The organism is Streptomyces fragilis, assembly GCF_003112515.1.
Lineage (GTDB): Bacteria > Actinomycetota > Actinomycetes > Streptomycetales > Streptomycetaceae > Streptomyces > Streptomyces fragilis.
This window is the reverse complement of sequence record NZ_BEVZ01000010.1, coordinates 96,593-117,950: the sequence shown is the minus strand read 5'-3', so window position 1 is coordinate 117,950 and position 21,358 is coordinate 96,593. Positions and strand designations below refer to the sequence as shown.

Annotated in this window: 20 protein-coding genes; 9 read left to right on the top strand and 11 right to left on the bottom strand. The window is 72.6% G+C overall.

Annotated elements, in window-relative coordinates; all coding sequences use genetic code 11:
* Positions 1–93 precede the first annotated feature (93 nt).
* A complete protein-coding gene (locus Sfr03f_RS28085; protein WP_108957006.1) occupies positions 94–1,092 on the top strand; it encodes an SAM-dependent methyltransferase in 999 nt (332 codons plus the stop codon).
* A 41-nt stretch (positions 1,093–1,133) separates the two neighbouring features.
* Here Sfr03f_RS28085 and Sfr03f_RS28080 read toward each other — a convergent pair whose 3' ends face one another.
* On the bottom strand, positions 1,134–2,285 hold the full coding sequence (locus Sfr03f_RS28080) for an NADH-quinone oxidoreductase subunit D (RefSeq protein WP_108957005.1): 1,152 nt from the start codon (positions 2,283–2,285) through the stop codon (positions 1,134–1,136).
* Positions 2,286–2,368: 83 nt separating this feature from the next.
* Positions 2,369–4,096 carry a hypothetical protein gene (locus tag Sfr03f_RS30845; protein ID WP_174721668.1) on the bottom strand — a complete coding sequence of 576 codons (1,728 nt, stop codon included), beginning with the start codon at positions 4,094–4,096 and terminating at the stop codon, positions 2,369–2,371.
* 264 nt (positions 4,097–4,360) lie between these two features.
* Between Sfr03f_RS30845 and folP the strand changes: the two genes are divergently transcribed.
* From folP to Sfr03f_RS28050, 5 genes are all read left to right on the top strand, one after another.
* Positions 4,361–5,221 (top strand): dihydropteroate synthase, encoded by an 861-nt coding sequence (gene folP / locus Sfr03f_RS28070; RefSeq protein ID WP_108957004.1) that lies wholly within the window; start codon positions 4,361–4,363, stop codon positions 5,219–5,221.
* A gap of 4 nt (positions 5,222–5,225) precedes the next feature.
* On the top strand, positions 5,226–5,744 hold the full coding sequence (locus tag Sfr03f_RS28065; RefSeq protein WP_108957003.1) for a nuclear transport factor 2 family protein: 519 nt from the start codon (positions 5,226–5,228) through the stop codon (positions 5,742–5,744).
* 175 nt (positions 5,745–5,919) lie between these two features.
* Positions 5,920–6,279 carry a dihydroneopterin aldolase gene (folB, locus tag Sfr03f_RS28060; RefSeq protein WP_108957002.1) on the top strand — a complete coding sequence of 120 codons (360 nt, stop codon included), beginning with the start codon at positions 5,920–5,922 and terminating at the stop codon, positions 6,277–6,279.
* Entirely contained in the window at positions 6,276–6,887 is a 612-nt protein-coding gene (gene folK, locus Sfr03f_RS28055) for a 2-amino-4-hydroxy-6-hydroxymethyldihydropteridine diphosphokinase (RefSeq protein ID WP_108957001.1), read from the top strand. The genes folB and folK overlap by 4 nt, the downstream gene beginning before the upstream one ends.
* A 14-nt stretch (positions 6,888–6,901) precedes the next feature.
* Positions 6,902–7,390 carry a DUF3180 domain-containing protein gene (locus Sfr03f_RS28050; protein WP_108957000.1) on the top strand — a complete coding sequence of 163 codons (489 nt, stop codon included), beginning with the start codon at positions 6,902–6,904 and terminating at the stop codon, positions 7,388–7,390.
* A gap of 24 nt (positions 7,391–7,414) precedes the next feature.
* Here the strand turns inward: Sfr03f_RS28050 and folE are convergent, their stop codons facing one another.
* The 6 genes from folE to dacB form a co-directional block, all read right to left on the bottom strand.
* On the bottom strand, positions 7,415–8,020 hold the full coding sequence (gene folE, locus Sfr03f_RS28045) for a GTP cyclohydrolase I FolE (protein WP_108956999.1): 606 nt from the start codon (positions 8,018–8,020) through the stop codon (positions 7,415–7,417).
* A gap of 102 nt (positions 8,021–8,122) precedes the next feature.
* The gene (ftsH, locus tag Sfr03f_RS28040) at positions 8,123–10,174 is read right to left on the bottom strand and encodes an ATP-dependent zinc metalloprotease FtsH (RefSeq protein WP_108956998.1); all 2,052 of its coding nucleotides are present in this window, start codon (positions 10,172–10,174) and stop codon (positions 8,123–8,125) included.
* Positions 10,175–10,400: 226 nt separating this feature from the next.
* A complete protein-coding gene (hpt, locus tag Sfr03f_RS28035; protein ID WP_108956997.1) occupies positions 10,401–10,961 on the bottom strand; it encodes a hypoxanthine phosphoribosyltransferase in 561 nt (186 codons plus the stop codon).
* A 112-nt stretch (positions 10,962–11,073) separates the two neighbouring features.
* Positions 11,074–12,168, bottom strand: a complete 1,095-nt coding sequence (gene tilS, locus Sfr03f_RS28030; RefSeq protein ID WP_108956996.1) for a tRNA lysidine(34) synthetase TilS — start codon at positions 12,166–12,168, stop codon at positions 11,074–11,076.
* 208 nt (positions 12,169–12,376) lie between these two features.
* Positions 12,377–13,504, bottom strand: coding sequence for a zinc-dependent metalloprotease (locus Sfr03f_RS28025; RefSeq protein ID WP_372514217.1), 1,128 nt, complete (start codon positions 13,502–13,504; stop codon positions 12,377–12,379).
* 99 nt (positions 13,505–13,603) lie between these two features.
* Positions 13,604–15,166: a D-alanyl-D-alanine carboxypeptidase/D-alanyl-D-alanine endopeptidase gene (dacB, locus tag Sfr03f_RS28020; RefSeq protein WP_435841909.1), complete on the bottom strand. Its 1,563-nt coding sequence runs from the start codon at positions 15,164–15,166 to the stop codon at positions 13,604–13,606.
* 111 nt (positions 15,167–15,277) lie between these two features.
* Here dacB and Sfr03f_RS28015 point away from each other — a divergent pair, with 111 nt between their 5' ends.
* Positions 15,278–15,769, top strand: coding sequence for an inorganic diphosphatase (locus Sfr03f_RS28015; RefSeq protein ID WP_108957050.1), 492 nt, complete (start codon positions 15,278–15,280; stop codon positions 15,767–15,769).
* A 129-nt stretch (positions 15,770–15,898) separates the two neighbouring features.
* Positions 15,899–17,566 carry a threonine/serine exporter family protein gene (locus tag Sfr03f_RS28010; RefSeq protein ID WP_108956993.1) on the top strand — a complete coding sequence of 556 codons (1,668 nt, stop codon included), beginning with the start codon at positions 15,899–15,901 and terminating at the stop codon, positions 17,564–17,566.
* A gap of 40 nt (positions 17,567–17,606) precedes the next feature.
* Here Sfr03f_RS28010 and Sfr03f_RS28005 read toward each other — a convergent pair whose 3' ends face one another.
* Complete coding sequence (locus tag Sfr03f_RS28005) at positions 17,607–18,899, bottom strand: DedA family protein (RefSeq protein WP_108956992.1); 1,293 nt, start codon at positions 18,897–18,899, stop codon at positions 17,607–17,609.
* A gap of 178 nt (positions 18,900–19,077) precedes the next feature.
* On the bottom strand, positions 19,078–19,935 hold the full coding sequence (locus Sfr03f_RS28000; protein WP_108956991.1) for a Sco1979 family transcriptional regulator: 858 nt from the start codon (positions 19,933–19,935) through the stop codon (positions 19,078–19,080).
* 340 nt (positions 19,936–20,275) lie between these two features.
* Between Sfr03f_RS28000 and Sfr03f_RS27995 the strand changes: the two genes are divergently transcribed.
* Positions 20,276–20,782 carry an ATP-binding protein gene (locus Sfr03f_RS27995; protein WP_108956990.1) on the top strand — a complete coding sequence of 169 codons (507 nt, stop codon included), beginning with the start codon at positions 20,276–20,278 and terminating at the stop codon, positions 20,780–20,782.
* Positions 20,783–20,854: 72 nt separating this feature from the next.
* Here the strand turns inward: Sfr03f_RS27995 and Sfr03f_RS27990 are convergent, their stop codons facing one another.
* Positions 20,855–21,169, bottom strand: coding sequence for a DUF397 domain-containing protein (locus Sfr03f_RS27990; protein WP_372514214.1), 315 nt, complete (start codon positions 21,167–21,169; stop codon positions 20,855–20,857).
* Positions 21,170–21,358: the final 189 nt, after the last annotated feature.

Below are 21,358 nucleotides of genomic sequence, written 5' to 3'. Positions count from 1 at the left end.
CCCCGCAGGCCGGGCGTACACCCGCAGGGGGACCCGGCCCCGTCCCGGGCAGGGGGCCGCCTAGCCTGGCCGCATGACGAGGACGGAACGGCGATGAGGCCGCAGGGCGACCCGCCGGACGGGGCGCGCGGCTGGCGGGAGGCGGCTCACCAGGCGCTGTACGGTCCGGGCGGCTTCTACCGGCGGCCCGAGGGTCCGGCCGGTCACTTCCGGACCTCGGTGCACGCCTCCGCGCTGTTCGCGGCCGCCGTGGCCCGGTTGCTGTGCCGGGTGGACGAGGCGCTGGGCCGGCCCGCGGACCTCGCGTTCGTGGACATGGCGGCCGGACGGGGCGAGCTGGTCACGGGGGTGCGGGCCGCGCTGCCGTCGGACGTGGCCGCCCGTACCCGGTTCTGCGCGGTGGAGGTGGCGGACCGCCCCGCCGGGCTGCCGGAGCAGGTCGAGTGGCTGGGGACGCCTCCGTGCGGGGTGCGCGGGCTGCTGTTCGCCAACGAGTGGCTCGACAACGTGCCGGTGGACGTGGTGGAGGTCGACGGCTCCGGTGTCCCGCGGCGCGTCCTGGTCCGCCCGGACGGGTCCGAGCTGACGGGCGGGCCGGTCGACGGCGAGGACGCCGCCTGGCTGGAGCGCTGGTGGCCGCTGCCCGCCGAGGAAGGGCTGCGCGCCGAGATCGGCCTCCCCCGCGACCGTGCCTGGGCCGAGACCGTGGGCTGCCTGGAGCAGGGGCTCGCGGTCGCCGTGGACTACGCGCACACCGTGGACGCCCGCCCGCCGTTCGGCACGCTGACCGGGTTCCGCGAGGGGCGCGAGGTGCCTCCGGTGCCGGACGGCACGCGGGACCTGACCGCGCACGTCGCGCTGGACTCCTGCCTGCTGCCGGGCGGCCGGCTGCTCCCCCAGCGGGAGGCGCTGCGCGCCCTGGGCGTCACGGGGGCCCGGCCGCCGCTCACGCTGGCCTCGTCCGACCCCGCCGGATACGTGCGCGCCCTGGCCGCGGCCTCGGAGGCCTCCGAGCTCACCGCTCCCGGCGGGCTCGGCGGCTTCGGCTGGCTCCTCCAGCCGGTCGGCGTCCCCGACCCGCTGGCGCGTTGACGGCGTGCGGCTCGGCGTGCGGCTCGGCGGGAGGGCGCCGGCTACTTGTCGATGTCGCCGACCACGAAGAAGAGCGAGCCGAGGATGGCGACCATGTCGGCCACCAGGGTTCCCGGCAGCAGTTCGGTGAGCGCCTGGATGTTGTTGTACGACGCCGACCGCAGCTTCAGCCGGTACGGCGTCTTCTCCCCCCGCGAGACCAGGTAGTAGCCGTTGAGGCCCAGCGGGTTCTCGGTCCACGCGTAGGTGTGGCCCTCCGGGGCCTTCAGCACCTTGGGCAGTCGCTGGTTGACGGGCCCCGGGGGCAGTTCGGCGAGCCGGTCCAGGCAGGCGTCGGCGAGCGCCAGCGAGTTGTGGGTCTGCTCCAGCAGGCACTCGAACCGGGCCAGGCAGTCGCCCTCCTGACGGGTGACCACCTTCAGCACGTCACCGAGCTCGCCGTACGCCAGGTACGGCTCGTCGCGGCGCAGGTCGAAGTCGACCCCGGAGGCGCGGGCGATCGGCCCGCTCACGCCGTAGGCGTGCACCGCCTGCGGGCTGAGCACGCCCACGCCGCGGGTGCGGCCGCGGAAGATCTCGTTGCCGAGCACCAGGTCGTCGAAGACGTCCATCCGCGACCGCGCGGCGGCCACCACGGCGCGGACCCGGTCCGTCCAGCCGAGCGGCAGGTCCTCCTTGAGGCCGCCGACGCGGTTGAACATGTAGTGGATGCGCCCGCCGGAGACCTCCTCCATGACGTGCTGCAGGTCCTCGCGCTCGCGGAACGCGTAGAACATCGGCGTGATGCCGCCGAGTTCCAGCGGATAGGAACCGAGGAACATCAGGTGGTTCAGCACCCGGTTGAGCTCGGCGAGCAGCGTGCGGATCCAGACCGCCCGCTCCGGGACCTCCATGCCGAGCATCCGCTCCACGGCGATGACCACGCCCAGCTCGTTGGAGAAGGCCGAGAGCCAGTCGTGACGGTTCGCCAGCATGATGATCTGCCGGTAGTCCCGCGCCTCGAAGAGCTTCTCCGCGCCGCGGTGCATGTAGCCGATCACCGGCTCGGCGCTGGTGATCCGCTCGCCGTCCAGCACCAGGCGCAGCCGCAGCACGCCGTGCGTGGAGGGGTGCTGGGGGCCGATGTTGAGCACCATGTCGGTGGTCTCGGCGGCGGCGCCGATGCCGACGGTGGTCTGCGTCGTGGACGTCATGGCTTCAGTCTGGCCTACGGCGGTGGCGGGACGGTGGGGCAGGGCGGAACGGGCGGCCCCGTGCACGGGGCCGCCCGGGAGTGTCAGGACGCGGCGTGCAGGTCGTCGTCCTGGCCGTCGACGTCGATCACCCGGCCGACGTCGGCCCGGTGCTGGGCCTGCTGCGACCGGAGCAGCGGCTGGGGCTGCGGCTCGGGGCCCGCCACCGCGGGGCCCGACGCCGCGGGGGTGGCCTGCGGGGGCTCTGCCGACCGCGCGGGCTGGGCCGACTGCGGGGGCTCTGCCGACCGCGCGGGCTGGGCCGACTGCGGAGGCTCTGCCGACCGCGCGGGCTGGGCCGACTGCGGAGGCTCTGCCGACCGCGCGGGCTGGGCCGACTGCGGGGCCGGTGAGGGCTGCAAGGACTGCGGGGACCGCGGGGCGGGTGTGGGCTGCCGACGGTCGTGGTCCGCCGTGCGGCCGGTGTCGCCGTCCGCGCCGTGGTCCGTCCGCTGGTTGCCGAAGAAGTCGAAGCTGCCCTCGGCCGCCGGACGGCGCGGTGCGGGGGCACCGGGGACGACGGCGACGGCGGTCGGCACGGTGAAGTGGCCTCCGGAGGGGCGGACCGGCTTGACGGTCGTGGCGCCGGAGACCGTGGACCCGCCGGGCTCACCCTCCGTGCCGCGTGCCTCGGGTTCCTCGGCCGGGCCGGCGGCCGCGGACACCCCGCCGTCCGTAGCGGCCCCGACGTCCGCAGCGGCCGCCGAGCTGTGCGGAGCGGCCTCGCCGTGCGGAGCGGCCTGGTCGGGCGTGACCTCCGCGTGCGCCGCCGGTGCGGCGCCCTGTGCGGTCCGGGGCCCCTCAGCGGTGTGCGTGTCCCGCGCGCCGAGCGCGCCCCGTTCCTTCGGCCCGTCCTGAGGGCCGTCCGTGTCACGCGTGCCGCCCATGACCGGCGGAACCTCTGCGGTCTCACCGTTCCCGGCACCGGCCGTGGTCTCCGGCTCGGCCGGCGCAGAGCCCGGTTCGGCGACGTCGACGCCGGCGTCGTACCCGAGCGGCGCATCGACGGCGCGCCCCGTCGTCTGCTCCTCGGCCTCCCCCACGACCGCGGCACCGTCCACAGCCGAACGCGCGTCCACAACCAAGCCCGCGTCCGCAGCCGGACCCGCGTGCCCGACCACGCCCGCGTCCCCGATCACATCCGCGTCAAGATCCGCGTCCGCGTCGACGACACCCTCGCCCCCGGCCACGGCCACGGCCCCGGCGCCCGGGTCGAGGTCGCCCTCACCGGCGCCCGCCGCGGCCTGCAGGGCCTCCAGCGAGTCCAGCGCCTCCACGGCCTGACGGAACAGTCCCCCGCCCGCCGGGGAGAACGGGCTCACCGGCTCCGGCGCGGGGGCCGGCCCGAGCGCTCGGGTCTCGCGGGCCGGAGGCAGCTGCGGAACCGGGTCGGCGGCCTCGAGCTCGAGCAGCCGCCGCCCCTCCAGGGCGCTGGCCCGCTCCGTCTCCGCCGTGGCGTAGCGTCGCAGCAGCGAGGCGTGCTCGTTGCGCAGCGCCGCCAGTTCGGCCCGCTTGGACCGCAACCGCTGCTCCAGCTTGACGCGGAGCTCGCGGCCCTCCTCCAGGTCGGACTCCAGCTCGGCCACGCGCTCCTCGTGCTGCCACTCGGCACTCGCCCGCGCGCGCTTCAGCTCCGCGACGTTCAGTCCGGCCGCCGCGTCCCAGCGGCGCAGCGTGACGGCGGCGGCGACGCCGACGGCCGCCGCGACGGCGGTCGTCAGCCGCAACAGCAGCGGCTCCCCGACGAACCACGGAACCACCGCACAGGCCACGGAGACAGCAGCGAACGCCGACGGGGGCAGGAGCCTGTGCAGAGGGGGTGAATGGCGGTGACGTCCTCGTGGCATGGCCAGAAACTTACCGCGCGTACGCGGCCGAAGAAGCGCGGGAAGGCAAAATCGGCGCTCGCTTTCCGTCCGGACATTCCCGTTTCTTGATCAGATCGAGGGAGACCCCGCTCCTCGTCCCTATTCGCCTCGCCGTGCCGCGACTCCCCGGGGTCGGCGGGCGCCCTCACCGACGCCTAGGCTGGTCGCATGAGCAAGCAGTGCGTACGCGGCCACGTGGCGGGCCTTCCGGCGTGGGACCGCTGCGCGGTCATGGGCGTGGTCAACGTGACCCCGGACTCCTTCTCCGACGGCGGCCGGTGGTTCGACACCACCGCCGCGGTCAAGCGCGGCCTCGACCTCGCCGCCGAGGGCGCCGACCTGGTCGACGTGGGCGGGGAGTCCACCCGTCCCGGCGCCACCCGGGTCGACGAGGACGAGGAGCTGCGCCGGGTGATCCCGGTGGTGCGCGGCCTCACCGCCGAGGGCGTTGTCGTCTCGGTCGACACCATGCGCGCCTCGGTCGCCGAGAAGGCGCTCGCCGCCGGCGCACTCCTGGTCAACGACGTCAGCGCCGGGCTTGCCGACCCCGCGATGATCCCCGTGGTCGCCGCGGCCCGGGCTCCGTTCGTGGTGATGCACTGGCGCGGCCTGCTGGAGGGCGCGAACATCCCGGGCCGGTACACCGACGTGGTCCGCGAGGTGGTGGACGAGATCACCGCCCGGGTGGACGCCGCGGTGGCGGGCGGCATCGCCCCCGAGCGGATCGTGGTCGACCCCGGCCTGGGCTTCTCCAAGGGCGCCGAGGACGACCTCGCCCTCCTCGCCCACCTGGACCGCCTCTTCGCACTCGGGCGCCCGGTACTGGTCGCCGCGTCGCGCAAGCGTTTCCTGGGGAAGGTGCTGGCGGGACCCGAGGGCACGCCGCCGCCCGCGCGGGAGCGTGACGCCGCCACCGCTGCGGTCACGATGCTCGCCGCCCAGCAGGGCGCCTGGGCCGTGCGCGTCCACGAGGTCCGCGCCTCGGCCGACGCGGTGCGGATCGCCGCCGCCGTCGCAGGGGCGAGGTGATCGCGTGAGCACCGCGCACTCGGACGTCGAGCAGGTCGAGCTCGCCAACACCGCCTTCTACGAGACGATCGAGCGGGGGGACTTCGAGGAGCTCTCCGACCTCTGGCTCTCCCCCGCCGACCTGGGTGTCGACGAGACCTACCACGACCCCGCGGACACCGGGGTGATCTCCTGCGTGCACCCCGGCTGGCCGGCGCTGACCGGCCGCGGCGAGGTGCTGCGGTCGTACGCGCTGATCATGGCGAACACGGACTACATCCAGTTCTTCCTCACCGACGTGCACGTCTCGGTGACCGGTGACACGGCGGTGGTCACCTGCACGGAGAACATCCTCAGCGGCGGCCCCCCGCCCGAGGAGGGGGACGACCCCGGACCGCTGCTCGGGCAGCTGGTGGTGGCGACCAACGTGTTCCGGCGCACCCCCTCGGGCTGGAAGATGTGGTCCCACCACGCCTCGCCGGTCCTCACGGAGTCGGAGGACGACGAGGACACCGCGCCGGAGGAACCTGACATTCCGGCGTGACTCCCCCACCCGCGGTTGAGGCCGCGGGAGCCGGGGTAGAGGCCGTTCCCGGCCGGTCCCACTCCCCCGACGAGGAGGAACGTCGGCGCCCACGGGTAGATTCTGGGGAGTGGGAGCCCTCGCGCACCCGGCGCGGAACCGGCCCTCCCACCGAAGACTGCAGGAGTGATTCGTAGTGGATCGTGTCGCGCTGCGCGGCCTCAAGGGCTACGGCCACCACGGCGTGTTCCCCGAGGAGCGCGAGACGGGCCAGACGTTCGTCGTGGACGTCGTCCTCGGGCTGGACACCCGGCCCGCCGCGGCCGGTGACGACCTGACGAAGACGGTCCACTACGGCATCCTCGCCGAGGAGGTCGTCGCCGTCGTCGAGGGCGAGCCGGTCGACCTGATCGAGACCCTCGCCGAGCGGATCGCGCAGACCTGCCTCCGGCACGAGGTCGTCGCGGAGGCCGAGGTCTGCGTCCACAAGCCGGGCGCGCCGATCACCGTTCCCTTCGACGACGTCACCGTCACCATCCACCGGAGCCGTGTATGACCCCCTCGCGTTTCCCCGGGGCCCCCGACCCCACGGTCCAGCCGGTGCCGGTCTCCGTCGTCGAGGCGGTGGACGCGGCGGACTCCACGCTGTCCAACCCGCGCAAGGCCGTCCTGTCCCTCGGCTCCAACCTGGGCAACCGCGTGGAGAACCTGCAGGGGGCCGTGGACGCGCTGGAGGACACCCCCGGCATCCGCGTGAAGGCCGTCTCGCCGGTGTACCGGACCGAGCCGTGGGGCGTGGAGCCCGGCAGCCAGCCCGCCTACCTGAACGCGGTGGTGGTGCTGCGGACCACGCTGCCGCCGTCCGCCCTGCTGGAGCGCGCGCAGGCCGTCGAGGAGGCGTTCCACCGCACCCGCAGCGAGCGCTGGGCCGCCCGCACGCTGGACGTCGACATCGTCACCTACGAGGGCCGGGTCTCCGACGACCCGGTGCTCACGCTCCCGCACCCGCGCGCCCACGAGCGCGCCTTCGTGCTCGCCCCGTGGCTGGACATCGACGAGGCCGCGGAGATCCCCGGGCGGGGACCGGTCGCGGACCTGCTCGCCGCGACCACCCTCGAAGGTGTGGAGCGCCGCGAGGACGTGGAACTCCGGCTGCCCGAATGACGTTGAGAGGCACCGTGAGAGAGCTGCGGATCAGGACCCTCGCCCTGGCGTTCGTCGCCGTCGGTCTGCTCGCCTGGGCCGGCGCCCGGCTGTGGCAGGCGTTCGGGTCGTTGCCGGGCGTGCCGGCCGCGGCCCCGTACGTGCTCGCGCTGATCGCCGTGGCGCTGCTGGCGGGGGCGCTGTCCCTGCGCGCTCGGCTCAAGGCACAGCGGGAGCGGCAGCCGGGGGCCAAGGGCGTCGACCCGCTGCTGGCCACCCGGGCAGTGGTGTTCGCGCAGGCCTCGGCCCTGGTCGCGGCGCCGGTCGCCGGGCTCTACGCGGGCGTGGGCGTGTTCCTCCTGGAGTACCTGGAGATCCCCGCCCGCCGCGACCAGGCGCTGACCGCCGGCTTCGCCGCGCTGGCCGGTGTCGCGGTGGTGGCCGCCGCCCTCTTCCTCCAGCACGTCTGCCGGCTTCCCGAGGACGACGACGAAGGCGTCAGGCCGGGTACCGCGGGTTCCTGACCCCCACGCCCGCCGGGGTCCGCGTCAGCGCGCCATGATGAGGCTCATGGCCTCCGCGCGCGTCGCGGAGTCCCGAAGCTGCCCGCGGACCGCGGACGTTATGGTCTTCGCGCCCGGCTTGCGGATCCCCCGCATAGACATGCACATGTGCTCGCACTCGACGACCACGATCACGCCGCGGGGCTCGAGGATCTCCATCAGGGAGTCGGCGATCTGCGTGGTCATCCGCTCCTGCACCTGCGGCCGGCGGGCGTAGACGTCGACCAGGCGGGCCAGCTTCGACAGGCCGGTGATCTTGCCGGTGGTCGAGGGGATGTAGCCGACGTGCGCGACACCGCGGAACGGCACCAGGTGATGCTCGCAGGTCGAGTAGACCTCGATGTCCCTGACCAGCACCATCTCGTCGTGGCCGAGGTCGAACGTGGTGGTGAGCACGTCCTCGGGCTTCTGCCGGAGCCCGGCGAAGATCTCCTTGTAGGCCCGCGCGACCCGCGCCGGCGTCTCCCGGAGACCCTCGCGGTCGGGGTCCTCGCCGACCGCCAGCAGCAGTTCCCGGACGGCGTTCTCGGCCCGCTTCTCGTCGAAGGGGCCGACGGTGCCCTCGCCGTCCAGCGTGACGGGGTCGGTCATGTGTAGTGCCTCGTTCCTCAGCCTGACTGTGCAAATGGGAGCGCCCCCCAGGCTAGAACCTGGGGGGCGCGACCATCATTCCGGGTCGTCGGGCGGCGTGACTCAGCTCTCAGGCCGGTCCTGACCACTCTCGGGGCGCGGCTCGGGAGCCGGCTCGGCGGACGTGACGCCACCGGTGAGGGTCTTGCCGGTCGAGCCGTTCGCCCCGTTGGCGCCGTTGGTGAGGGCCAGCTCCCGCGGCGAGAGCACCGGGGGCCGGGTGGACGGCGTGCGACGGGACGAGCCCGTCCAGGCCGGCCGCGGCGGACGCTTGACGATCGGAGCGAAGATCTCGGCGATCTGCTCCTTGTTCAGCGTCTCCTTCTCCAGCAGCGCCAGCACGAGGTTGTCGAGGACGTCGCGGTTCTCGACCAGGATCTCCCAGGCCTCGTTGTGCGCGTTCTCGATGAGCTTCTTGACCTCTTCGTCGACGAGCGCGGCGATCTCCTCGGAGTAGTCGCGCTGGTGCGCCATCTCCCGGCCGAGGAACGGCTCGGTGTTGTCGCCGCCGAACTTGATCGCGCCGAGACGCTCGGTCATGCCGTACTGGGTGACCATCGCGCGGGCCAGACCGGTGGCCTTCTCGATGTCGTTGGCCGCGCCCGTGGTCGGGTCGTGGAAGACCAGTTCCTCGGCCGCCCGGCCGCCCAGCATGTAGGCGAGCTGGTCGAGCATCTCGTTGCGGGTGGTCGAGTACTTGTCCTCGTCGGGCAGGACCATGGTGTAACCCAGGGCACGGCCGCGGCTCAGGATGGTGATCTTGTGGACCGGGTCGGAGTTGGGCGAGGCCGCCGCGACCAGGGCGTGTCCGCCCTCGTGGTACGCGGTGATCTTCTTCTCCTTGTCCGACATGATCCGGGTCCGCTTCTGCGGGCCCGCGACCACGCGGTCGATCGCCTCGTCCAGCATGAGGTTGTCGATCAGCTTCTTGTCGCTGCGGGCCGTCAGCAGGGCGGCCTCGTTCAGGACGTTGGCGAGATCGGCGCCGGTCATGCCGGGGGTACGGCGGGCGACGGCGGTCAGGTCGACGTCGGGCGCGACCGGCTTGCCCTTCTGGTGGACCTTCAGGATCTCGAGACGGCCCTGCAGGTCGGGGCGGTCCACGGCGATCTGGCGGTCGAAGCGGCCCGGGCGGAGCAGCGCCGGGTCGAGGATGTCCGGCCGGTTGGTGGCGGCGATCAGGATGACGCCGCCCTTCACGTCGAAGCCGTCCATCTCGACGAGCAGCTGGTTCAGCGTCTGCTCACGCTCGTCGTGACCGCCGCCGAGGCCGGCGCCGCGGTGGCGGCCGACCGCGTCGATCTCGTCGACGAAGACGATGGCCGGGGCGTTCGCCTTGGCCTGCTCGAAGAGGTCACGGACCCGGGAGGCGCCGACGCCGACGAACATCTCGACGAAGTCGGAACCGGAGATCGAGTAGAACGGCACGCCCGCCTCGCCGGCCACGGCACGGGCCAGCAGGGTCTTGCCGGTTCCGGGCGGGCCGTACAGCAGCACGCCCTTGGGGATCTTCGCGCCGACCGCCTGGAACTTGGCGGGCTCCTGCAGGAACTCCTTGATCTCGTGGAGCTCCTCCACCGCCTCTTCCGAGCCGGCCACGTCCGCGAAGGTGGTCTTCGGGGTGTCCTTGGTGATCAGCTTGGCCTTGGACTTCCCGAAGTTCATGACCCGGGAGCCGCCGCCCTGCATCTGGTTCATCAGGAACAGGAAGAGCAGCACGAGCAGAAGGAACGGCAGCAGCGACAGCAGGAAGCCGACGAACGGGTTGGTCTTCGAGGGCGACACCGTGTAGCCCTCGGGGATCTTCTTCTCCTCGAACTTCTTCTGCAGCGTCTCGGCCAGGTCGACGCCTTGGTTGCCGATGTAGCTGGCCTGGATCTTGGAGGCCTTGTCGACCTCCTGCCCCTTCTTGAGCTCGACCTTGATGGTCTGCTCGTCACCGGTGGTCAGCTGCGCCGACTGCACCCTGTCGTCGTTGATCGCCTGAACGACCTTGCCGGTGTCCACCGTCTCGTAGCCGCCGGACCGGCCGACGACCGTCATCAACACGACCACGGCAAGGACGGCCAGCCCGATCCACATAACCGGCCCACGGAAGTATCGCTTCACGTCCATCCATACGGAGCGATGCCGCCCCGTCCCTCCTGCCATCGTGAGATTTGATAAAGGCTGTTCTTCGGACGGTACCCCAGCTTCGCCCACCGAAGCCGCATGGGACAGCCGACGATCCGCCTACGGGTACTCCAACGGCCCGCGCGCGCCAAGGGTTCCCGGCCGCGGGCGGCCGTGCCCGGTGGTTGCTCCAGGTGGCCACCGCGGCCGGGGTCCCCCGGCCGGCGGGTCAGCCGCCGTAGACGTGCGGGGCGAGCGTCCCGACGAACGGCAGGTTGCGGTACTTCTCCGCGTAGTCCAGGCCGTAGCCCACGACGAACTCGTTGGGGATGTCGAAGCCGACCCACTCGACGTCGATGGCGACCTTGGCGGCCTCCGGCTTGCGCAGCAGCGTGCACACCTTGAGGGAGGCCGGCTCGCGGCCGCCGAGGTTGGAGATCAGCCAGGAGAGCGTGAGGCCCGAGTCGATGATGTCCTCGACGATCAGGACGTGACGCCCCTTGATGTCCGTGTCCAGGTCCTTGAGGATCCGCACGACGCCCGAGGACTTGGTGCCGGCGCCGTAGGACGACACCGCCATCCAGTCCATGGTGACGGGGGTGGACAGCGCCCTCGCGAGGTCCGCCATGACCATCACCGCGCCCTTGAGGACACCGACGATCAGCAGGTCCTTGCCCGCGTACTCCTCGTCGATCTCCGCGGCCAGCTCGGCCAGCTTGGCGTCGATCTCTTCCTTGGTGATGAGCACCTGCTGAAGATCGGCGCCCATGTCTTTCGCGTCCACCCGCATCACTTTCGGTCGTCCCGCTGGAATGGCCACGCGAACCGCGCGCCGCGGCTCGCGTACAGGCCGAACCGCCCCGGCCCGGTTCCCGGAAGGGGAGCGGGCAGAGGTCCGGCGGTCAGCCTTGCCGGATCACCAGTCTGCCACCCTGCCGCCGGGCGACGACGCGACCGGGCAGGTTGATGGCGCCCTGGCCCCTCCATCCGGTGATCAGCCGGTCGATCTCCTCGATGTGCCGGGCGAAGAGGGAGCCCGCCGGGGCGCCCGCGTCGATGGCCGCCCGGCGCAGCACGCGGCGGCGCACGGCGGGCGGCAGGGTGTGCAGCTTGGCGCACTCGAGGAAGCCGGCGGCGTCCCGGACGGCGGACGCGGCCTGGCCGGCCCAGGCGTCCAGGGCGTCGGCGTCGTCGCGGGACAGCTGGGCGGTGCGGGCCAGGGCCTCGACGACGCCCTTGCCGAGCGCCTTCTCCAGCGCGGGCAGGCCCTCGTGGCGCAGCCGGGAGCGGGTGTAGGAGGGGTCGGTGTTGTGCGGGTCGTCCCAGACGGGCAGGGACTGCGCCATGCACGCCGTGCGGGCCGTCTGCCGGTCCAGCTCGAGGAAGGGGCGCCGGTAGCGGCCGCCGGTGCCGGAGATGGCGGCCATGCCGGACAGCGAGCGGATGCCGGAGCCGCGGGCGAGCCCGAGCAACACCGTCTCGGCCTGGTCGTCACGGGTATGACCGAGGAGCACGGCGGCGGCGCCGAACCGGTCGGCGGCGTCGTCCAGCGCCGCGTAGCGGGCGTCCCGGGCGGCGGCCTCGGGACCGCCCTCGCGCCCGACGGTCACGGTGACCGACTCGCAGGGGTCGAGCCCGAGCTCGCCCAGGCGCTGCACCACCTCGGCGGCGCGCTCGTCGGAGCCGGACTGCAGGCCGTGGTCGACCGTCACACCTCCGGCGCGGACGCCCGCCTTGGGAGCCTCGAAGGCGAGGGCGGAGGCGAGGGCCATGGAGTCGGCGCCGCCGGAGCACGCGACCAGCACCAGGGGCCCGGGGCCCGCCACGGGGGCGGCGGACGGCGCGGGCACCGCCACCGGGGAGCGGGCGGCGTCGCGGGCGCCGACGTGGGTGGCGGCACGGGCGGGGACGAACGTCGAACCGTGCTCGGCGAGGATGTCGTGGAGGACGCGGCGGACCGCCAGGCGTATCGCCGCGACCGCAGGATGGGGACCCATTGTCCGGTTCCCTTCATAAAGTTGTTCGGGAAAGCCGACCCGGAGGACGGTCACACAGAGTGTGATGATGGTGACAGAAACAGGTCGGTATCCGAGCATCGCACGCCCGCCTTGGGAACACGCTCCCTCGGAAGGGTGATTGATCGGGCGTCGCCCTGCCGCCAACCGGACGCCGGTGTTCCATATTCGGTCACGGCCTGTGCTTCCGTCAGCCCCCGTCGCGCGAGGTGCCGTGCACCCGGGCCACCCAGTCGGCCGGGGCGTGGATCTCCGACGGCGTGGGCAGCGTGTTGGGCGACGTCCAGACGCGGTTGAAGCCGTCCATGCCGACCTGCTCCACGACGGCCCGCACGAACCGCTCGCCGTCCCGGTACTGGCGCAGCTTGGCGTCCAGGCCCAGCACCTTGCGCAGCACCAGGTCCAGGCGCGACGCCCCCTTGGCGCGGCGCTGCTGGAACTTCTCCCGGATCTCCGCGACCGAGCCGACCACCTCGGGACCGACGCCGTCCATCACGTAGTCGGCGTGCCCCTCCAGCAACGACATCACGGCCGTGATCCGGCCCAGGACCTCGCGCTGGGCGGGCGTCTGCACCAGGTCGACCAGCGACCGCTCCTCGGTGTCGCGCTCCTCGCCGCGGCCGCCCACCAGGGCCTGCGCGGCGTCGCGGACCCGCTCGAGGAGCTGCGCCGGATCGACGTCGGCCTCGGCGAGGAAGGACTGGATCTCGCCCCGCAGGTGGTCGCGCAGCCAGGGCACGGCGGAGAACTGGGTGCGGTGGGTCTCCTCGTGCAGGCAGACCCAGAGCCGGAAGTCCGAGGGGTCGACCTCGAGTTCGCGTTCCACCTGGACGATGTTCGGCGCGACCAGCAGCAGCCGCCCGCCGCCGTCCTCCCCGCCGGGCAGGTCGCTGGTGGCCGGGGCGAAGGTCTCGTACTGGCCCAGCACCCGGGAGGACAGGACGGAGAGCAGCACGCCGAGTTCGACCCCGGTGACCTTGCCGCCGAGCGCGCCCATCACCGCGCCGCCGGGCTTGCCCGCCCGGCGTTGCTCCATCTTGCCGAGCAGGGGGCGCAGGATCTCCCGGAAGCCCGCCACGTTCGCCTTGGCCCAGCCGGGCCGGTCGACGACCAGCACGGGGGTGTCGTGCACCTCGTCCCCGCCCATGCGGGTGAAGGCCCGGACGTGCTGCTCCGATGCCTTCGCGTGCCGGCGCAGCTCGGCGACCACGGCCCGCGCCTCGTCGCGGCCGACCTCCGGGCCCGGCCGCACCAGCCGGGCGGCGGTCGCCACCGCGAGATCCCAGTCGACCATTTCCGTACCACGGAAGCTCGTCATGTCGTCAACGGTACGGGAGCCCACGGAAACACGTACGGATCCGGAGACCGGTTCCGCGTCCGCCCGGGCGTGCCGCCGGTGCGGGCCCCCGGCGGACCGTCAGCTCCGGCAGCCGCAGGACGCGACGGTGGCGGCCAGGCGGTCCAGGGCCGACTCGGCCGGGTCCTTCGCCGGGGTGCCCTCGGCCAGGAAGGCGAAGGCCAGCAGGCGGCCCTCGGCGTCCACGGCCGTCCCGGCGAGGGTGTTCACACCGGTGAGGGTGCCGGTCTTGGCACGCACCAGGCCCGCCGCCGCCCCGTCCGCGGCCCGGCCGCTGAGGGTTCCGCTGAACCCGGCGACCGGCATGCCGGTCAGGACCGGGCGCAGTTCCGGGCGGCGGGGGTCCGCGGCCAGCGTCAGCAGCCGGGTGAGGGCGCGGGCGCTGATCCGGTCCCCGCGGCCCAGACCGCTGCCGTCGGTGAAGCGGACGCCCTTCAGCGGCACGCCCAGCCGCTCCAGCTCGCCGCGGATCGCGGCGCCGCCGCCCGCGAAACTGCCCTCGCGCCCGGTGGCCAGCGCGGTCTGCCGGGCCAGCGCCTCGGCGATGTCGTTGTCGCTGTTGGTCATCATCCGCTCGACCTGCGCGGCCAGCGGGGCGGACCGCACCTGGGCCACCGCCTCCGCCTTCGGCGCGGCCTTCGCCGGTGCGGGGGCGCCGGCGCGGATCCCCTTCTTCTCCAGCAGCCCGGCGAAGACCTCCGCCGCGTGCGCCGCCGGGTCGGCGACCCGGGTGGCCGGGCCGTGGTCCGAGTCGTCCGCACGGCCCTCGTCGACCGTGAGCGCAGTGACCGGAGAGATGTTCGGATTGACCCCGATCGGGTGAACCTGGGGGCCCGTGAAGAGGGAGCCGTCGTACCGGAGGACGACCTCCTCGACCTCGCGCTGCCGGAGCGCCGCGGCGGTCGAGGCGGCCAGTTCCCGCAGGCCCGCCCACCTGCCCGGCTTCTCACGGGCCGTCAGCGTCGGGTCCCCGCCGCCGACCAGGACGAGCTCCCGGACGCCCTCGTCCTTCTTCCCCTTCCCGTCCCCCTTGCCGAGGGCGGGAGGCTGCAGCACGGTCCGGGTGGTGAACCGGTGGTCGGGGCCCATGGCGGAGAGCGCGGCCACCCCGGTGGCGATCTTGGTGGTGGAGGCCGGGAGCAGCGCGGTGTTCCCGCCGCGCTCGAAGAGCGTCCGCCCGGTGGCCACGTCCACCACCGCCGCGGACCCGCGTGAGCCCAGCGCGGGGTCGTCCAGCAGGGGGCCGAGAAGGCGCTCGAGGCCCGCCTCGGTGGGCAGGGCGATCGCCGCGGCACCCCCGTGACCGGCCTTCTCTCCGTCCGGCGCCTCGCCCAGACCGGCGAGCACGGCCACCGCGTCGAGCCGCGCCCGGGCTTCGCCCTCCGCGGCCGCGGCCCGGGCGCGACCGGTGTCCGCGGAAACGGATGCGGGCCGTTCACCCCCCAGTGCCACCGCGTGGGCCCGCTCGGCCGTACGCTGACCGCTGGAGTCCCAGGGACCGGCGGCCGTCACCACCCCGGCGGCCAGCAGGGCCCCGGAGACGGCGGCACAGACCGTGTACCGCCCGACCGGGTCGGACCAGCGCGCCACCGTGCGGGCACCCCGCGCGAACAACGGTCGCACGCGCCGCTGTTCCCCCGGCTCCGGCACAACGACCACCCCTTTCGCCAGCACCCACCTGCGTAGGGGACACTTAACCACCAGAACTATGTGCTGATCATGGAGGAGCCACCGGTGGAGTTCGACGTCACGATCGAGATTCCGAAGGGTTCGCGCAACAAGTACGAGGTGGACCACGAGACCGGTCGTATTCGCCTGGACCGGCGACTCTTCACCTCGACGATGTACCCGGCCGACTACGGGTTCGTCGAGAACACCCTCGGCGAGGACGGCGACCCGCTGGACGCCCTCGTCATCCTGGAGGAGCCGACCTTCCCCGGCTGCCTCATCCGCTGCCGCGCGATCGGCATGTTCCGGATGACGGACGAGGCCGGCGGCGACGACAAGCTGCTGTGCGTCCCCGCGTCGGACCCGCGCGTGGAGCACCTGCGCGACATCCAGAACGTGTCGGAGTTCGACCGCCTGGAGATCCAGCACTTCTTCGAGGTCTACAAGGACCTCGAGCCCGGCAAGTCCGTCGAGGGCGCCGACTGGGTCGGCCGCGCCGAGGCCGAGGCCGAGATCGAGCGCTCCTACACGCGCTTCAAGGAGGAGGGCGGTCACTGACCGCCGTCCCGCCCGGCACCGGGCGGACCACGGGCCGCGTCAACCCCCACGGGTGGCGCGGCCCCGCCGTGTTCAGGGCGGCCTACCCTGGGTACGCGGCACACCGATCATGAACTGCCGGGAGCAAGGGTGACCGAGGCGGAGGACCGCAAGCCCCAGAGCGACGAGGCGAGGAGCGCTTTCGCACCTCCGCCCGGAGTCGTCGCGGTCACGCCCCCGGTGGACAACGAGTCGTCGACGACCTCGGAGTTCGCCGTCCCGCAAGGGCTGGTGGCGCCGGAGCCCCCGCCGTCCGAGCGCACCGAGGGTTCCGCGTTCCGGCCGCCGTCCTCCACCACCGGCCAGCACCCGCTGCCGCCCGCCGCCTTCACCCCGGCGGCCGGCATCCCCGCCGTCCGGCTGACCCGGGACGTTCCCTGGCAGGACCGGATGCGCACCATGCTGCGGATGCCGGTCATGGACCGGCCGTCGCCCGACGTGGTGCACCGGGGGGAGGACGAGACCCGCCCCGCGGTGCCCCGCGTCATGGACCTCGCCCTGCGCATCGGCGAGCTGCTGCTGGCGGGCGGCGAGGGCTCGGAGGACGTCGAGGGCGCCATGTTCGCGGTCTGCCGGGCCTACGGCCTGGACCGCGTGGAGCCCAACGTCACCTTCACCCTGGTCTCCATCTCCTACCAGCCCTCGCTGGTCGAGCCGCCGGTCACCGCCTCGCGCACGGTGCGCCGCCGCGGCACCGACTACACCCGGCTGGCCGCGGTCTTCGCCCTGGTGGACGACCTGAGCGACGCGGACGAGGACAGCCCGGTCACCCTCGAGGAGGCCTACCACCGGCTCAGCGAGATCCGGCGCAACCGGCACCCGTACCCGACCTGGGTGCTCACCGTCTCGGCGGGACTGCTGGCCGGCGCGGCCTCCGTGCTGGTCGGCGGTGGCCCGCTGGTCTTCCTGGCGGCGGCGGTCGGCGCCATGCTCGGCGACCGGCTGGCCTGGCTCTGCGCTGACCGCGGGCTGCCGGAGTTCTACCAGTTCGTGGTCGCGGCGATGCCCCCCGCCGCGATGGGCGTGGCCCTCACGCTCGCCCACGCCGACGTGCGTGCCTCCGCGGTGATCACCGGTGGGCTGTTCGCGCTGCTGCCGGGACGGGCTCTGGTGGCGGGCGTCCAGGACGGACTGACCGGCTTCTACATCACGGCCTCCGCCCGCCTGCTGGAGGTCATGTACTTCTTCGTCGGCATCGTCACCGGGGTGCTGATCGTCCTGTACTTCGGGGTACAGCTCGGCGCGCAGCTGAACCCGGACGCGTCACTGGCGATCGTCGAACGCCCGGTGGTGCAGATCTTCGCCTCCATGCTGCTGTCGCTGACCTTCGCGGTGCTGCTGCAGCAGGAGCGGTCGACGGTGCTGCTGGTGACGCTGAACGGCGGCGTCGCCTGGGTGGTGTACGGCGCGATGCACTACGCGGGCGGGCTCTCCCCCGTCGCCTCCACGGCCGTGGCGGCGGGCCTGGTGGGCCTCTTCGGGCAGCTGCTCTCCCGCTACCGGTTCGCCTCGGCACTGCCGTACACCACGGCGGCGATCGGGCCGCTGCTGCCGGGGTCGTCGACCTACTTCGGTCTGCTGGGGTTCGCGCAGAACAACATCGACCGCGGGGCGGCCTCGCTGAGCCAGGCGGCGGCGCTGGCCATCGCGATCGCCATCGGGGTGAACCTCGGTTCGGAGATCTCCCGGCTGTTCCTCCGCCTCCCGGGCGAGGCCGCGGAACGCCGGAAGGCGGCGAAGCGGACCAGGGGCTTCTGATCCTGGTCCGCCTCGCCGCCGGTGCCGTACCGCCGTGGGGTCAGCGCTGGGGGTGCTCGGGGTGCTGGGAGTGCTCGGGGTGCTGGGGGTTCTGCGGGTGGCCCTGTCCCTGCGGGGGGTAGGGCTGCCGGGGCGGCTGCGCGCCGCCGTACGGCTGCTGCGGGTACTGCGCCTGCTGCGGGTGGTGGGGCTGCTGGTGCTGCGGCCGGTGGGGCTCCTGGTGCTGCTGGTGCCCGTAGCCGCCCGAGCCGTACGGCTGCTGCGAGGGCGCGCCGTCGTAGGGCTGCTGCGGCTGCGACCCGTACTGCTGCTGCCCGCTGTACCGGTCGTACCCCTGCTGCTGGGGCTGCTGCGCGCCGCCGTGCTGCTGGGGCCGGCCGTACTGGCCGCCCTGACCGTAACCCTGCTGCTCGTAGCCCTGCCGGCCGTACCCCTGCCGGCCGTAGCCCTGCTGGCCGTGGCCCTGCTGATCGTGGCCCTGCTGACCGTACGGCTGCTGCGGGGCCTGCTGCTGCGGGTACGGCTGGGACTGCGGGTGCTGCGCGTGCTGCTGGTGGTGCGGCTGCTGCTGACCGCCCTGCTCGGGGCGCAGGAGCAGCGGGCGGGTCGCGTCGTCCATCATCGGGTAGCGGCCGTCCTGCGACGCCTCGCCGGCTCCCGGGCCCTCAATGTCGCCGTTGCCGTCCTGCCCGTGCCCGTCCTGCCCGTCCTTGCCCTTCTTCCCGCGTGCCTTGAGCAGCTCGAAGACGATCGGCAGCACGGAGATCAGGACGATCAGGATCAGGATCGCCTCGATGTTCTTCTCCACGAAGTCGATCCGGCCCAGCCAGGATCCGAGCAGCGTCACACCCGCGCCCCACAGGATGCCGCCGATGACGTTGAAGGTCAGGAAGGACCGGTACCGCATGCCGCTGACGCCGGCGATGATCGGCGTGAAGGTGCGCACGATGGGCACGAAGCGCGCCAGGACCAGCGACTTGGGACCGTACTTCTCGAAGAACTCGTGGGCCTTGACGACGTTCTCCTGCTTGAAGAAGCGGGAGTCCGGCCGGCTGAAGAGCGCGGGACCGACCTTCTTGCCGAACATGTAGCCCACCTGGTCGCCCACGATCGCGGCGAGGCAGATCAACGCGATGGCGCCCCAGAGGGGGAAGTCGAGCGTGCCGGAGCTGATCAGCATGCCGGTCGTGAAGAGCAGGGAGTCGCCCGGCAGGAAGAATCCGAAGAAGAGCCCGGACTCGGCGAAGACGATGAGCAGCAGACCCGCGATGCCGAAGGTGTTCAGCAGGTAGTCGGGATCCAGCCAGCTCGGTCCCAGGGCAAGAGTCGTCACGGTTCCGGGCTCCTGAGGGGTGAGGGGAGGGAAAGACGGCGCGGTTTTCGGACTACCGCACAAAGCTACCAACGCCCTACCGGCACCACGGGTTCCACCAAGGGGCACAAGGGCAGGGCTCATCCACCCGGCCCTGCCCCCTCACACGCTCCGTCCGCCGCGCGCCCCTCGCCCGCCCTCAGGACAGCTGGAGCAGCCCCCGCAGAATGTCCCGGCTCTCCTCAGGACCGGGGCTGTCCCGGAGCAGTTCCTGCATCGCCCGCTCGTACTGGACGACGTCCTCGCGCTTGTCCAGGTAGAGGGCGCTGGTCAGCTGTTCCAGGTACACCACGTCCGAGAGGTCGGACTCGGGAAAGCTCAGGATGGTGAAGGCGCCGCTCTCGCCGGCGTGCCCGCCGAACCCGAAGGGCATCACCTGGAGCCGCACGTTGGGCCACTCGGACACCTCGATGAGGTGCTGCAACTGGCCACGCATGACGTCCCGGCCGCCGTAGGGCCTCCGCAGCGCCGCCTCGTCCAGCACTATGTGGAACTGCGGAGCGTGCTCGGAGACCAGGTACTTCTGGCGCTCCAGCCGCAGGGCCACCCGGCGGTCCACCTCGGCCGGTGAATGGGCCAGGCCCCGCGAGACGACGGCGTGGGCGTAGTCCTCGGTCTGCAACAGGCCGTGCACGAACTGCACCTCGTAGCCGCGGATCACCGAAGCGGCGCCCTCCAGCCCCACGTAGGTGGGGAACCAGTGCGGCAGGACGTCGGTGTAGCTGTGCCACCAGCCGGCGGTGTTGGCCTCCTTGACCAGCGAGAGCAGCGCCCCCCGCTCCGCCTCGTCGTCGACCCCGTACAGCGTCAACAGGTCTTCAACGTCACGGGCCTTGAAGCTCACCCGCCCCAACTCCATACGGCTGATCTTCGATTCGGACGCCCGGATCGAGTAGCCGGCCGCCTCCCGCGTGATCCCGCGAGACTCCCGAAGCCGCCTCAGATGCGCTCCGAGCAGCATCCTCCGCACCACCGATCCCGACTCTCCCGCGCTCATGTCAGCCACCCTCCCCGGCCGTGCCCCTGGCAAAGTCTGCCACCAAATCACTCCGAGCTGTACTCGTCCGATTACGGAAAGGCGAACTCGGTGGCCGGTGTGGAACCCCTCCAGACGGGATCCTGCCTGCCCGGCGGCCGAAACTGAACCCTCCGGCACCTCCCTCGCGGCGGGAAACCAACGGGCGGATGGCGGAAAAAATGACCAAGAAACGGTACGGCGCAGCGTATTTCAGACGCGTGCACGTGCATCTGCCCTTGCATCTGCTGGTCTCTTCCGAAACCATGGGCCTCGCACCACCGCCATATCGCCGCGACCGCGAATCCCGGGAGTGCCTCGCATGGGGACGAATGGATCGACCATGCTCGAGCCGCTACGGCAGGGCCTTCCGCCGACGGACCCCGCGACCGTCTCCAACGCCGCGACCTGCGCTCTGCCCGCCCGCTACGACGCGGTACGCGAAGCCCGCCGGTTCACCCGCGGCACCCTGGGCCAGTGGGACATAGGGGATCGCTTCGACGACGTCTGTCTGGTCGTGTCCGAACTCGTCACCAACGCCCTCCGCCACGCCCTGCCCGCCGACACCGCGCGCGGCCCCGAGCAGGACCCTCCGGTACGACTCCACCTCATGCGCTGGTCCGAGCGGCTGGTGTGCGCGGTACGCGACCCCAGCCGCCAGTCACCCGACCCCCGCGACCCGGAGGCAGACGACGACTGCGACGCGGAATCGGGACGCGGACTCTTCCTCGTCGAGTCCTTCAGCGACGGGTGGGGGTGGCACCCGGTCGCCGGCGCCCTGGACGGCAAGGTGGTCTGGGCGCTCTTCCGGCTGTCCTCGACCGACTGAGAACCGGCCTGAAGGGCGTGGAGAATTCGGGGCGCGCGAGAAACGACGTCGGCGAGGCCCGGATCGGTCGGCTCAGCCGACTATCAGGTGGTCGAACTCGCCGTCCTTGACCCCGAGCAGCATCGCCTCGATCTCGGCGCGCGTGTAGACCAGCGCGGGCCCGTCGGGGAAGCGGGAGTTGCGGACGGCCACCTCACCGCCGGGCAGGCGGGCGAACTCCACGCACGAACCCTGCGAGTTGCTGTGCCGGCTCTTCTGCCACGCGACACCCTCGAGACGGGTGGCCGCCATGCCGTTGTGCACCCGCACCGGGCCCGGCATGGCCGGACGCGTCGCACATCCTGACGCCTCGTCAAGGTCGTACCCGTCGTACACGTCGTGATCCACAGGTAGCTCCCCGGTGATGCACCGGCCGTGGGGCCGCGGTGCGTGGTCAACTGCTTTGGATCATAGCCACGTTCATGTGCATACGCAGGTGCGGATGCATCGGCGTATGCAAGGTGCAGATGCACGTGCACGCGGGGTGTTCCCGCGGTTACAGCGGGCGGGCGACGTGGCGCGATCCCGTCCCGTCTC

Bases quoted from the DNA above. Each gene is read 5' to 3' on its own strand.
- Sfr03f_RS28085 (WP_108957006.1), top strand. From the start codon at position 94: ATGAGGCCGCAGGGCGACCCGCCGGACGGGGCGCGCGGCTGGCGGGAG.
- Sfr03f_RS28080 (WP_108957005.1), bottom strand. From the start codon at position 2,285: ATGACGTCCACGACGCAGACCACCGTCGGCATCGGCGCCGCCGCCGAG.
- folP (WP_108957004.1), top strand. From the start codon at position 4,361: ATGAGCAAGCAGTGCGTACGCGGCCACGTGGCGGGCCTTCCGGCGTGG.
- folK (WP_108957001.1), top strand. From the start codon at position 6,276: ATGACCCCCTCGCGTTTCCCCGGGGCCCCCGACCCCACGGTCCAGCCG.
- folE (WP_108956999.1), bottom strand. From the start codon at position 8,020: ATGACCGACCCCGTCACGCTGGACGGCGAGGGCACCGTCGGCCCCTTC.
- ftsH (WP_108956998.1), bottom strand. From the start codon at position 10,174: ATGGACGTGAAGCGATACTTCCGTGGGCCGGTTATGTGGATCGGGCTG.
- hpt (WP_108956997.1), bottom strand. From the start codon at position 10,961: ATGCGGGTGGACGCGAAAGACATGGGCGCCGATCTTCAGCAGGTGCTC.
- tilS (WP_108956996.1), bottom strand. From the start codon at position 12,168: ATGGGTCCCCATCCTGCGGTCGCGGCGATACGCCTGGCGGTCCGCCGC.
- Sfr03f_RS28025 (WP_372514217.1), bottom strand. From the start codon at position 13,504: ATGACGAGCTTCCGTGGTACGGAAATGGTCGACTGGGATCTCGCGGTG.
- Sfr03f_RS28000 (WP_108956991.1), bottom strand. From the start codon at position 19,935: ATGAGCGCGGGAGAGTCGGGATCGGTGGTGCGGAGGATGCTGCTCGGA.
- Sfr03f_RS27995 (WP_108956990.1), top strand. From the start codon at position 20,276: ATGGGGACGAATGGATCGACCATGCTCGAGCCGCTACGGCAGGGCCTT.